We start from the raw sequence: 12,913 nt of genomic DNA, 5'->3' as shown, positions 1-12,913 counted from the left end.
GGTTCTTGTCCCCCCCGACTATACGGGGGGTTAGGGGGGATCGAGTCTCGACTACCTAACTATTAACTGTTTCCTTAAACTTCTTGTACAAATTCTCAAATCCCTCCAATACAGCGGGTTGCGGAGTCGTTCCCAAGCGGTTTTGATAATAGTTGCAGAACTCTGCTGCTGGATCGAAGTTGTTGGGATCGATATTAGTGTTCTCTGTTGGTTCTAGCGGTGCATCGCGATAGCGCGGCTCAATTAACAGCGCTTGAGAACAGATTTGCCGCACGCGATCGGCTAATCCGATTTGCGGGCTATCCAATTCGACAATTACCTTCAAAAAACCAGGATGATACTGATGAGCTTCTAAAGTAGCATCGAGATTGTCATTATGACATTGAAGCACTTTTAACGGTTTGTGGCAAGCCACAGGTCTAAATTCTACCTTTGCCTGACTTCCAGGCTCAACTTCGATCGAGCAAAATCCTTTTTCCTGTTCAGCTTCTCCGAAATCTAACTGAATTAAAGAACCGGAATAATAAGCGGGAGAATTCTTAGCAATCCGCTGGTGAATGTGGATGTGTCCGAGGGCGACATACTGAGCTTCTGGCGGCAGAGTTTGCGATGATAGCAGGTATTTTTCTCGCGTGTAATAAGCGACTTCGGATTTAGCCAAGCGAGCGCCGTCAATGCTCATGTGTCCCATCAGCATATTCACAGTATTGTCTCGAAAATCTGCGGTTAAATTTTGCAGTAAATCTGCTACAATTTCGCGGTAATCTTGGCGGCGGTTGGCATCGCCGGAGTGCCACAGAGAATTGGCATCTAACAGTCTTTGTTCGGAAGCAAAAGGCATCGCTCCCACGCACAGTTTACCACTTTTGGTATTAAGAGTAATTGTGCCGCCGTCTGCCGATCGCCTGGGTTTACCTAAAGCGCGAACGCCGGCGAGGGATAGCAGTTGGGCGATGCTGTCGATGCGGGATGCTGAATCGTGATTGCCGGCGATCGCAATTGCGGGAATTTCGGCTGCTTGGAGTTCGCAGAAAAATTGATAGGCAATGCGCTCGGCGTGCGCTGGAGGGTTGGGAACGTCAAAAATGTCGCCGGCGACCAACACAGCATCGACATCGAGCTCTTTGGCTTGTTTCAAAATCTGTTCCAGGGCGATCGCAATTTCCAAAGTGCGATCGATCCCTCGAAAACGCCGTCCCAAATGCCAGTCAGCAGTATGAATTATTCGCATAGTATGAGGAGTATTTTGTTTATTTTAATACTTATGGTTTTCTAAGTAGCCTTTAGGTGTCGCTTTCTTTTTCTTGTTCTAAAATTGCTCTGTCGATCGCATCAATGTGTACCTCAGCATAAGCAAAAGCATTGACCAAATCGGCGGCACTCAGATCGGGATGACCTTTTAAAATATGAGCATCGCTAGCACCTTGACGGCGATAATTTATCAACAGCCAAACAGGAATGCGAGTTTGTCTGATACAAGCTTCGCCGCCCATGACGCCTGAAGTCTTTTGAATTCCAGACCAAAAGTTGGTTAAACTTTGGGCTAAAAATAGTATAGCTTGAGTCTTTTCTTCGGGAGTTAACGCCAGGAGTTGCGGTTGTAATTCTTTCAGTGTCATGTTCGCAGTTATTGAGTTCATAAATATTAGCTTTTTTTGGCATACAAGTATTCTAGCAGTGACTAAATCAAAATTTTCATAGCACTCCTCCACCAATACCAAAGAAACCGGGTTTTTCACTGAGATTAAAGGTGGGAATGCAGTATTTTCGCAAAAAACCCGGTTTCTGGCCGCTCCTCCATCAATACCAAAGAAACCGGGTTTTTTACTGAAATTCAAGGTGGGAGTGCAGTATTTTCGCCAAAAACCCGGTTTCTGGCCGCTCGTGCGTAAATTTTGTCTCATTCCACAGGCTTCACATCGTGAAACCGAGTATAATCAACCACCCGCCCGCCATCCGGCGTTCTCGAAATAATATCCACAAACCGCATATTCCACACAATTTCTGACGCTACAAAAGAATGTCGCGCGTGAATAGTTTGCGAAACTGTGTCGTCAATTCCCGTTAGCGTAATCACAATTTCTGCTTGACATTCGATCAAATCTTTAGCAGTAAGCTGGTACAAAGGACTGTTTTCGTCAATTGCGTGCATCACCGTCCAAGTTAATGCAAAAATAGGAGATTGACTCCGCACTAATTGCAAATCGTAAAAACGCCGCATATATTCTCCTTCCGATGTTACTTCGTCGCGGATCAAAGTAGCTCGCTGCTGCGCTTCTAAAATTTGGTTGAAGCGCTGATTTCCTGCGCGGTACATCAGAGTCGGAACGCCGTTGAAAAAAGTGATTATAGCTACGCGGCTGAAGATAACTCTAGCAGTTGGTCGAGAAAATCTCGAAAAAGCCAGTCCCGTCACCATTGCGACTCCCCACAAACCAAAAAGCGCTTGGATCGCGACTATAGTATTAGCGTAATCGGTGCGCGGATACATGGCGCCGTAGCCGATTGTCGCCATTGTTTGCACGCTGAAATAAAAGGCATCTTTGAATGAACCGGGCCGTGCATTAGCAATGCAATCTCCTCCCGCCAAGTAAGCTAAGGCAAATAAAGAATTTGTGAGTACATACGACAGACAAATCAGCATGAAAAATTGCGGCCAAGAAAGAATTAGCAGCCTGTGATATAGATCGGCAAAATGCAGGCGAGGTACTCCCAATTTGACAACACCCAAGGTGAATTGTCCTTTGCGATTGACTAAACGAGCCTGTGGTGGGCGGTTGCGGTGAATTTTCATTGCGATTTGTAACTGCGGCTGTGTCAAATTGTAACTATTGCTTGGAGCGGGAAAACTTATCCTTTAGACTGATGTCTGATTCTAAAAATTAAGATAACAGCGGAGTTTAAAAATGGTAGAGCTTAACTGGCATGACTATCTGGTTATGGTTTCTTTTGTGGCTTCTATTGCGGGTCTAGTGCTGCTGGGCGATAAGTGCAACTATTACGGGGCGGACGATCGCACTTTGAGCGAAGAAATCCCGATCAAGATGAGCTTTACTTACTGGATAGTCTACTGCATCTCTGTTTTCGGGCTGAAACTTCACTTACCAGATGATAGCTGGTTGTTGCTCAGCTTGAAGCTGACGACTGTTCTTTCTTATTTGTTGACTGCTTCTAGCATACTCAGCCTGCCGCTGCAACGCATGGCTGTCAGACGAGTTGAAGAGTGAAAAGAACAGGTTTGTAGTGAGGACTTCAGTCCTTCCGGTTGGAGTGAAGAAGGACTAAAGTCAGGTTTGCAGTCAGAACTTCAGTCCTTCCGGTTGGAGTGAAGAAGGACTAAAGTCAGGTTTGCAGGACTTCAGTCCTTCCGGTTGGAGTGAAGAAGGACTAAAGTCAGGTTTGCAGTCAGGACTTCAGTCCTTCCGGTTGGAGTGAAGAAGGACTAAAGTCCTCACTACAAACCTGTCCTTCCGGTTGGAGTGAAGAAGGACTAAAGTCCTCACTACAAACCTGAGTGAAGAAGGACTAAAGTCAGGTTTGCAGTCAGGACTTCAGTCCTTCCGGTTGGAGTGAAGAAGGACTAAAGTCCTCACTACAAACCTATTTGACTTATATTACTGCGATGTTGTTTAATTGTTGATGCCAGGAATGCGGACGTAACGCGCCCAAAATGGCTGGGATCGATCGCGCTTTAAATTGCCCTTCTGCTCCGGCTTTCCTGTGACTGCCGAAATCTCAGAAAATATCCTCATGCTGCCGCTGATCGAGCCGCTCGCACTTCGCAGCGGTGCAGTCGAGATAGAGACATCAATTAACGAACCGTCTTTCCGCCGTCGCTTGCAGTGCTTGGCAACTTGCGCTTCCCCTGCCAATTCTGACTGAAGCATAGCACTAAAATCGAGAATTTCATCGCTAGGGACGATCGGCAAAACCTCCCCCAAAACCTCAGGCTCTTTCCAGCCAAAAATTCGCTCCGCCGCCGGATTCCACAGCGTCACAGCAGCAGAGGCATCAATGCCGACAACTGCCAGCGGCAAAGTTTTTATTAACTCTTCCAAAAGTTGATTAGTTTCGCACAATTTAGCCTGTACAAACTTGTGTTCGGTGATGTCCACACAAGCACCGTAAATCCCGACAGCGCGATTAGCCGCTTCATCCCACACAACTTGTCTGCAATCCCACAGCCAGCGGATTTCCCCGGATTTTGTCACAATGCGATACTCGCTAACTTCCTTGCGGCTGCCGTCGCGCGACTGCATTTGCTCTTGCAGCATTTCTCGATCTTCGGGATGAATGCAGTTGCATTCTGGCCAGCCGGAAGTTGCGATTTCTGATGCAGTATAACCCGTAATCCGCGTAAAAGCTTCGGTCATCCACTCGCAGGCCCAAGTTTGGTCGGGCAATAAGTTAAAAGAATAGGCAAAATCTGAGGTAATTTGCGATAGAATGCGGTAGCGCGATTCTGATTCCCGCAAAGCTGCTTCGGCTGCTTTAAGTTCGGTAATATCTCTATTGGTGACTAGAATTGCCTCGATGCAGCCCTCAGCGTTCGCGATCGGGCTAAAGATGTAGCTGCAATAATTTTTGCGCCCGGTGCGCGGATTCATAAACTCTGTTTCTGCGGTTACAGTTTGTCCCGTTGCTAGTACATTTTCCCAGCAATTCCTGTGGAGTTCGATCAGTTGTGGGGACAACCCAATCTCTTCTAAAGTTTTGCCGAAAATGCAGGCCTCCGACAGCCTGGTAAGCTCTAATCCGGCGCGGTTGATATAAGTTAGTCGCCCTGCGCGATCGAACATCAAAAGCCGATCGGGCGTAGTTGAAAGTACAGTATCGAGCAGCTTCGTTTGCTGTTCTAACTGAGAGTAAATTTTTTCCAGTGCATTTTCTACTGTTTTGCGCTCTGTAATATCTTGAAAGAATACCGATAAACCTTCTTCCGACGGATAAGCCTCGACTTCAAACCAGATATTTTGCTGCTCGTAATTCCCTTCAAATTTAACAGCAACGTTACGAGATACCGCCTTGTGAAATTCTTTGAAAAAAATTGTCTTCGCGGTATTGGGCAACTGCTCCCAAATATTTCTTCCTAAAAGTTCTTGTCGTTTTCTGTGCAAGCACTCCTCTGCTTTTGGGTTGATGTAGGTAAACTGCCAATGACGGTCTAGCGTATAAAAGCCATCTGTGATATTTTCTAAGATGTTAACGATTTGCTGTTGCGATTTTTCTAAAGCTCCTGCAGAGAGCTTCCGCTCAGTGATGTCGCGGGAATTGATGATGATGCCGTTGATGCTGGAATCGTGGAGCAAATTGTTAGCAATTACTTCTAAATACACCCAGTTACCGCTAGCGTGGCGTTTGCGATATTCTAGAGGCGGTGCAATACCCGGCTGTTTGAGCAATTTAGCAAAATATACTTCCCAAACTGGTAAATCATCTGGGTGCAGTAAATCGCTCTGAAATTTACCGATTATTTGTTCTGGTTTGTAGCCTAAAATCCGTTCTACTGCAACCGGACTTTGCTCTCGTATCCGCCCGTCTGCTTCAATAATTGTAATTAAATCGGAAGAGTTCCGCAGGATAGTTTGCAGTCTGGCTTCTCCTTTTGTCAGTGCCTGAGTCACCTTTTTGTACTGTGCCTGACTTTGCTCTAACTGTGTTTCTAGCTGTCTGATTATCGCAGCTTGATGTGCAATTTCTGGGTGAAAACTTGATATTTTGTATTTGCCGGGTCGGGATGCTTTGCCATTGTAAAGCGGCTGCAACTCGGCTACCAATTCATGTAAAGATGCGGATAAATGGTTGACATTCGTGTTTAAAATCGCCTTTTGCTCTGGAAGCAGTTGCTCGATATGTCCCTGCAACTCGTCCAAATGCTTAAATACTTTTTGGATCATTGTAGTAAGTGCTCAAACTTGCGATCGTTAGCTTGTCTATTTACTTTCTACAAGGATAGCAGTTATTTGAGTCAAGTATAAAAACACCTGAATTTAAATTCTCACCGCCAGAGCGAGATTTGCGGTGCGAGTTCCCGGAGAGCGACACTGATAGAGAGTGCCAGAAATCTTTAGTAACAAAACAAATATTTTTCTAAGTAAGATTACTCAAAAGAGTTTTGAATTTTCTATTGTGAGGTTGCACATTTAAATTGTATATTCGGGACGCTGCTCAAAGCCATCCCACAAGAGTGTTGAAGTGATTTTTGACATACAATTTAAATGTAGAACAGCTTAAAAGCTCGATCGAGCTTTTGGCTTGTGCCTGAGTCCGGCAGGGGTTTAAACCCCTGCCGAAAGAGCTTAAGTCGGTTAAAACCGACTCTGATATCAAATGCCGTGAGTTCGTCCCCCTCGCGATCGCACAATCAGGATTTAAAGCCCTTAGAGCTTTTCTTTTTGTCCTGCGGTTTGGACTTTGACTTGTGAACTTCGCCTAAAGCTTCCTGAAATAAGTTGTGCAGGTGCAGGGGAACGCTAGCAATTTCCGGGAGTTCGGGTTCTAAGGGTTTTTTATACTCTTGCAGCAGGGCATCTAAATCGCGATCGATCTGAAAGTCGGTGCGCTGGAATACTGTTTGCAAGATTTGTGATAATTTCGCTGGATTAACTTTAGCTAACCGCCGCCAAATCCAGGCATTAATTGCCGGATCTTCTAGATAGCTGCGAACCATTTTCTCGTAACCGGGAATTGTTGAAAAGTCCTCGGCTGCGAGCATTTCGGTAAACTGGCTGTAGTTAGACAAAAAGGTTTGTCCCCAGCGGGGATGAGAAAGCGCTGTCACCTTTTCGGCTTTTTTGAAGCGATCGGGCAATTCGACTTTCGGCGTTACCATTTTTGAACTAGCATTGCTGTCGATCGCCACCTCAACTGCTTTAGTATCGGCGCCTGCTGCTGCGATGGCGACTGCTTTGATTTCTTCTGGATCGATTCCGGCATCTTCAACGATATCCGCGAGAGATTTACTTTGATCGATGCCGATATCAGCTAAGCGTTTTTTACTCATTACCTCCTGAAATTCGGCCAACTGTTTGTTGAGGTGATATCCCGATAGCGTCACTTCTTCGCTGCCAAAAAATTCGGTAAAATCGTCGTGATACTGTTCTACCGACTTCCAAGCTTGCTCTAACAGTTCTGGGGCGTCGCTGTACAGGTTATTTTTGTAATTTTGCTTGAAATTGCCGATCGCCACCGCCAACTTCGGCTTACCCAATTTCCCCATCGGAATCGGAGGCCCCGACAGTATCCACGCCTCATCGGTGAGAGGCGCAATCCGAGCCCGCAAGATTTCTCCTAACTTAAAGCGAGACATTTCTTGCAGAAAATTAGCGCTGTTGGGCTTGACAGAGTAGTGCTTCGCTGTCAGCCAGTTCATCAGTTCAAAGCTGTCAGGCGAAATTTGAGTAATTTCAAACAAACCGGGGAAGCTTTTTTGGCCCCAACTTTTTAGCAAACTGATCTCGCTCTCGGTTAAATCCGGCTGACTTTCGACAAAAAGGTCGATCGGCGTTTTGTTTCCGACTTTACCTTCGACTGTAAAACTGTCAATTACCTGATTTTGTTGAGCAATATCGTAGCGCTCGCCCGTCGAGCGAATTGCGGCAAAAGCTTCCAAAGCTACCGCCAACTCTCCCTCAGCATCCAGCACAAAGTCAATTAAATTTTGCTTGAGTGTCCAAGCTCTTTCCAACATTGCATCCACAAGTTATACCGATTTTGAATGAAAGGATTTAGATTCTTAACAATTATCGGACTTGAAGCAACCGACGCTTTACGCTCCGGCTGGGATAGAATGGCGCAGATTGCGAAGAATGACCGAAATATGCGATCGATGCCCGATTCCTGAATTAGGGATGAGAATTAAATAACTTACACTCTTGAAAGTGGGATGGGCGGGAGAGCCCGCCCTTTTTGGACGGGCTCTCCCGCCCATCCCACAATAACAATTAAAATTATAAGTTATTTAATTCGCGCTCCTTAGTTTAATTTTAAGCCTAAGAGTCAAAAAAAAATGTCCATCTCAAACTCCCTTCTTAATAAGTTTTTTTGCGCCCCCAGCCGGACAACCAACCGTGGAAAAATCTTGCTGTCTGAAAAAAGCGATTTCAACGCATACTAAAAATACCCCTCCCCGATGTAGAGAAGGGCAGAAAATCCCCAATAACTTTGCTAAACTCGCGTTGAAAATAGTCTGATATCATGTCCGCTCGATTACCATAAAAAAACAGTTCGTAGTGCGGACTTAAGTCCGCAGCATGAGAGCGGACTTAAGTCCGCACTACGAACCTTACTTCGTTTGTAGTGCGGACTTAAGTCCGCAGCATGAGAGCGGACTTAAGTCCGCACTACTAACCTTACTTATTGTGGTCAATCGATCGCACAGGATATCAGATATCAAGCACAGTCCAAGACGCAAAAACCTGTTTTTTTTTACCAAAACACTTCGCTGCTGAATGCAGCGCTGGTAAAAAACTCCCGAACGATCGAGTTTATGTGCGTCCAAGACTGAAAAATACTTGCTGGCGCCTTTAGCGGCCGTCTTTGTCAATGTCGCCAGGAACAGCGCGTTCCACCCGATCCCAAGCGTCGCGCGTGGCGTGCTTAGCTTTTTCCCAAGTCACGTTGGACTTACCGCGATTTGTTTCGTAATCGCGCTGCAAATCGTTTTCGATCTCATTGAAGCTCTTACCACTACCGCGATAGTGGCTGTACCCCTCATAACCGGTGCGGTATGCAGGCTGATAGTCCTCGTAAGTTGTGCTGGTGTCCGCGTAAGGACGGGAGCTATAGTTGTTTTGCCAGTAAGCATCTTCTACTGTGGGGTCGATCGACTCTGCGACACCTTTACCCGCCAAACCGCCGCTAAACGCGCCCACAACAGCACCTACAACAGCTCCTACAGGCCCGCCGATCGCACCGCCGATCGCAGCGCCAGCAGCACCAGCACTCGCAGCACCGATACCCGTTCCCACAGGATGAGCTCCGGTTTCCCCTGACAGCGGGTCGAGGTTAGCATCAGGTTGCTTCACCGTTTTTATGTCATCGCTCATGATATTTTTTACCTTTTATCTAACTGCAACTTTTCTTAAATGTATCTTTTTCATCCCTATTTATTCATCTTCCTGAGGGATGAATCTGCTATCCTCCAAAGACGGAGCATCGGCAGGGAGAAACAACTCGGATACAAAAACCAAGGCGTTAAAAACCCTAATTAAACGACGTAAGGTGCGCAATGCGCACCTACATAATTAGTAGATTCAAATGATATCGCGCCAGTCAATAAAAAAGGTTGGTAGTGAGGACTTTAGTCCGCATAAATTACGTTTGACTAAAGTCCTCACTACCAACAAACTTTGTTGTTGTTATTATTAGAAAGGTTTGTAGTGAGGACTTTAGTCCGCATCAATAACAGGACTAAAGTCCTCACTACAAACCAATTTTGTTTGGATTGTTAGAGAGGACATGATATGAGTCGCAATCTCTGCTCTTATTTGTCGTCACCCAAGCTGCATATTTAGCAACTTGAGTAAAATAAAAAATTGTTAATTTATTCCTTGCCCGTGACCTTTTCGAGCAGCTCTTCAGCTTTTTGAACAATGCTTTCTTGCGGGTGCTCTTGCTTGTATTCCTTTAAGCTTTCATCGTAAACCTTCTCGACCTTGGCAGGATTTTGAGCTGTATTGACGATATCTTCGTAAGCTGCTTGGGGATTGAGATCCTCGAAACTTTCTGCGGGGTCAGTAATTTTAGCCTCCGGCTGCGCCTGACTGCTGTGTTGACCTGCGTAAGCAGCCTGACTGGGTGCTACCGCTAGACCGGCCAGAACGAGCAAAGCCAGCGTACATACCAGCAAAATGCTTTGACTCAATGTTTGTCCAAGAGCTTTTAAAACCCGCTTCATATCAACGTCTCCTCGTATTTTGTCGCAAAAATTATCGTGTTTGTGATCCCGATCGGGCGATCGCGCGTCAAGAACCTTGGTTGAAGCGCCATCTTTGTCGCAGCTACCAAAGAGCGATCGAACAGGGATATTTATCGTGATGTGCAACATACTAAGCCCCTGCTTGTTACCATTACTTCTACCAAAAGATAGATTAGTTAAACCAGCGGAACTCATCTAGTGTGAGGGGCGATCCCCTTCCGCAAAAAATTCTATCTAGCGGTTCTCCCATCAATGGCAAACCCTTACTCTTCTTTCCTCTTCCTTCGCGTGCTTCGCGTCTTCGCGGTTCATCAAAAAAAAGCCCATGCACCAAACATCAAAACTTGCATAAATACCCGATCGAACTACAAGAAAACCTGCTCAATGTTGAGGTTTCGACTCTGCATAGCCCCTTCAAACAGCTCAGTAGAAAGAGCCTGTTCAACCGACCAAACCCCCGGTTTTGTAAGTTTTCCTTCCAACATCAATTGAGCGATGCTGCCAGTACCGATGCCCGTAGCAGCGGCAGCATTTGGGTGTACCGCTGTCGATCGCACTTTCGCGGGCTGACCGTTTTTGAAGCCGCTCACTTGCGATCGCACAGCCACGCCCACACCGCTAAAATTATTGCTAACAGCCGTCATCCCGTAGCTGACATAGGACAAAAACTCAATGACTGAATTATTTTTCAGCCAGCTATCCGGCCAGTATTTAGCAACAAACCAGGTAAGGTGATTGTAAAGGTCGGGAGAAGTGCCAAATTTAGTAATCACGCTTTTCACTGGGAAAGTTTCAGGCAAAGTAATTGCTTCCGGCATATCGAACCAGTAAACGCCTGTTTTGCCGTAGGGTGCGGGAAATTCTATCGTTTCGCGATCGGTGTAGGGTTTAATTTGCTGTAATTTGCCATCAACCAAAACATCAAAAGGAGTTTGCAAACCTAAAAAAGTAGTACGCATGACGGTAACGCCAGCACCGCCAGAACCGCCGACAACATAACTCAAATGAATGTGTTCTGCGCTATCTAATTGCTCCACATCTCGGCGCACCATGCTGTTAGAAATTCCCGGAAAAATGCCCGTATTGATAATCGCTGTCACCCCGGCATTTTTAGCAGTTTCCCGGCAGTCTAAAGCTCGGCGAGTAAAACTGCGGCTGTCGCTGACATCGGTATAATTAACACCTGCTTCGATGCAAGTTTTCAATACGCCGGCATCTCGGTAGTGAAAAGGCCCGGCACAGTGAACGATGAGGTTAGAGGATGAAACTGCTTGGCGCAAAGCAGCACTGTCTGCTAAATCTAAAGCTAAATAGCGCGATCGATCCGGCGGCAACTCTGGTGGAAGAGAGCCATTGGGGTCGCGTCCGGTAATAGTAACTTCGGCGTCGGTGTGGGTAACAAGGTCTTGAGCAACGCTGTTGCCAATTCGTCCCCGACCCCCGACAATCAAAACTCGGTTTGTCATCGCTAAAAAATGGGTAACGCTAATATAAGTTTCTCATTATTTAAGGCATAATTTCCATCTGCACAAAGGATGAATTTGTGATAATCTTAGGAGAACGTGACGCTCGACCTCAGCGATTATCCCCTGCCGCCAGTCGAACAAATCCTGAGATTTCTGATGTTGATGGTTCAACAAGGTTAGCGCAGTGAGTTTTCAAAGAGGAGGAACTGGCCCGTTATGTTAGAATTGAAATTATTCGCTCGTACTAGGTTAGAGGATTTATTGAGGGGCGATGGGCTTTTTCCTTTAAAATTATTAGGATTTAAACACTATGGCACAACAGAAACATGACTTCGGAAGGTAACGTCGCCGATACGGGTATAGTAGAAAAAGCGAACCAACTGATCCAAACAGGTCAAGCGCCAGATATCCTTGCAGCGCTAAAAATCCTGAAAGAGCAAGCTAGACAAAATAAAGATAAGGCAGAATTAGATAAAATTCAAACTACCCAGAAAGCAGTTGATGATAGGAGAAGCCGCCGCAGTGGCAATAAGAAAAAGAAGAAAAAGGCAAAGAGATAAGCTTATCAAGAATGAAATATCACCGCAAAGTTATGAAATATCACTTGTTTAAAGTATTTATTTACGAGTGCGATCGCTAAATATACAAGCAAGAAATGGGGACGGCACTGCCAAACCAAAATTAAGAGGCTCTAAAAAATTATGAATGTGCTGACAACTGAAAAACTGCTAGATTATTGCGATTCTGATGATTATGCCCTGCAAACAGAGGCACTCCTACAGCTTGTAGATGCAGAAGTTTATGAGGCTGTACCGAAGATATTAAGATTGCTAAAGTCCTCGGATGAATTAATTCGATCTCATGCAGCAGAAGCTTTGGGTTATCTAGGAATCGAAGAAGTAGAAATAGTAGGCGCTGCATTAATGCCACTGCTGAAAGATCCTGAAAAACTGGTTAGATCTGAAACAGTTGAGGCGCTGGGCGAACTCGGTTATACTCCTGCGATCGCACCAATAGAGCATATCTTAAGAAATGACCCTTCAGCACTGGTGCGCGCATCAGCAGCAGAAACTCTCGGATATTTAGAAGACCCTGAAGCAATAAAAACTCTCGAACTTTCGCTGCTTGATGCAGATGAGGATCGAGCAGTTAGAGGCTATGCTGCTAATTCTATAGGACTTTTAGGCACATCGCAGCTATTGCCCAAACTGGAAAAGTATCTAAAACTTGAGCTTCCTTTACCAATAAAAGCTGAATTGCTGGGAGCGAGGTATTGGTTGGGTGCGAAAGAAGATATCAAGCAACTATTAAGTTTGTTGGATGATGCTGATGAACTGCTAGCGATTATAATCCTGAATATTTTAACAGATTTGAAGGAACGGGAGCCGGAGCCAAATCTTGACAAAGATGCCCCTGAGTTAGATAAAGTGTTGAGTGCGATCGCCCTTCGTTTTCCCCTGATGCGCCATCAAGCAGAATCTATACTGGCAGACTGAATAAATTAACAGAAAAAAACACAGATATGATT

General features: G+C 45.6%; 11 protein-coding genes. 3 read left to right on the top strand and 8 right to left on the bottom strand.

The genetic code is table 11. The features are described 5' to 3' along the window. Positions 1 to 55: 55 nt before the first annotated feature. The 3 genes from JGK39_RS06950 to JGK39_RS06940 all read right to left on the bottom strand — a co-directional run bounded on the left by JGK39_RS06950 (position 56) and on the right by JGK39_RS06940 (position 2,794). The gene (locus JGK39_RS06950; protein ID WP_293255478.1) at positions 56 to 1,231 is read right to left on the bottom strand and encodes an exonuclease SbcCD subunit D; all 1,176 of its coding nucleotides are present in this window, start codon (positions 1,229 to 1,231) and stop codon (positions 56 to 58) included. A 52-nt stretch (positions 1,232 to 1,283) separates the two neighbouring features. Further along, positions 1,284 to 1,619, bottom strand: coding sequence for a DUF433 domain-containing protein (locus tag JGK39_RS06945; protein WP_293255573.1), 336 nt, complete (start codon positions 1,617 to 1,619; stop codon positions 1,284 to 1,286). Between the two features lie 281 nt (positions 1,620 to 1,900). Next, positions 1,901 to 2,794, bottom strand: a complete 894-nt coding sequence (locus tag JGK39_RS06940; protein WP_293255481.1) for an ion channel — start codon at positions 2,792 to 2,794, stop codon at positions 1,901 to 1,903. A 112-nt stretch (positions 2,795 to 2,906) separates the two neighbouring features. On the opposite strand from JGK39_RS06940, the gene JGK39_RS06935 reads away from it, so the two are divergent. Next, a complete protein-coding gene (locus tag JGK39_RS06935) occupies positions 2,907 to 3,227 on the top strand; it encodes a hypothetical protein (RefSeq protein ID WP_293255484.1) in 321 nt (106 codons plus the stop codon). A 402-nt stretch (positions 3,228 to 3,629) separates the two neighbouring features. On the opposite strand, the gene JGK39_RS06930 is transcribed toward JGK39_RS06935, so the two are convergent. The 5 genes from JGK39_RS06930 to JGK39_RS06910 form a co-directional block, all read right to left on the bottom strand. Continuing rightward, positions 3,630 to 5,897: a PAS domain S-box protein gene (locus tag JGK39_RS06930; protein ID WP_293298029.1), complete on the bottom strand. Its 2,268-nt coding sequence runs from the start codon at positions 5,895 to 5,897 to the stop codon at positions 3,630 to 3,632. A gap of 467 nt (positions 5,898 to 6,364) precedes the next feature. Next, positions 6,365 to 7,690: a hypothetical protein gene (locus JGK39_RS06925; RefSeq protein ID WP_366049188.1), complete on the bottom strand. Its 1,326-nt coding sequence runs from the start codon at positions 7,688 to 7,690 to the stop codon at positions 6,365 to 6,367. 835 nt (positions 7,691 to 8,525) lie between these two features. Further along, positions 8,526 to 9,047, bottom strand: coding sequence for a hypothetical protein (locus tag JGK39_RS06920; RefSeq protein WP_293255492.1), 522 nt, complete (start codon positions 9,045 to 9,047; stop codon positions 8,526 to 8,528). A gap of 497 nt (positions 9,048 to 9,544) precedes the next feature. Beyond that, positions 9,545 to 10,048 (bottom strand): hypothetical protein, encoded by a 504-nt coding sequence (locus JGK39_RS06915; protein ID WP_293255495.1) that lies wholly within the window; start codon positions 10,046 to 10,048, stop codon positions 9,545 to 9,547. Between the two features lie 236 nt (positions 10,049 to 10,284). Continuing rightward, positions 10,285 to 11,385, bottom strand: a complete 1,101-nt coding sequence (locus JGK39_RS06910) for a saccharopine dehydrogenase NADP-binding domain-containing protein (protein WP_293296059.1) — start codon at positions 11,383 to 11,385, stop codon at positions 10,285 to 10,287. Between the two features lie 326 nt (positions 11,386 to 11,711). Here JGK39_RS06910 and JGK39_RS06905 point away from each other — a divergent pair, with 326 nt between their 5' ends. Beyond that, positions 11,712 to 11,945: a polymorphic toxin type 34 domain-containing protein gene (locus JGK39_RS06905; protein ID WP_293296060.1), complete on the top strand. Its 234-nt coding sequence runs from the start codon at positions 11,712 to 11,714 to the stop codon at positions 11,943 to 11,945. 141 nt (positions 11,946 to 12,086) lie between these two features. After that, positions 12,087 to 12,881, top strand: a complete 795-nt coding sequence (locus tag JGK39_RS06900; RefSeq protein ID WP_293296061.1) for a HEAT repeat domain-containing protein — start codon at positions 12,087 to 12,089, stop codon at positions 12,879 to 12,881. Positions 12,882 to 12,913 lie beyond the last annotated feature (32 nt).

The organism is Microcoleus sp. PH2017_12_PCY_D_A (assembly GCF_020738565.1).
Lineage (GTDB): Bacteria > Cyanobacteriota > Cyanobacteriia > Cyanobacteriales > Microcoleaceae > Microcoleus.
Note: the sequence above shows the minus strand (reverse complement) of the source record. Positions and strands in the feature narration are given on the sequence as shown.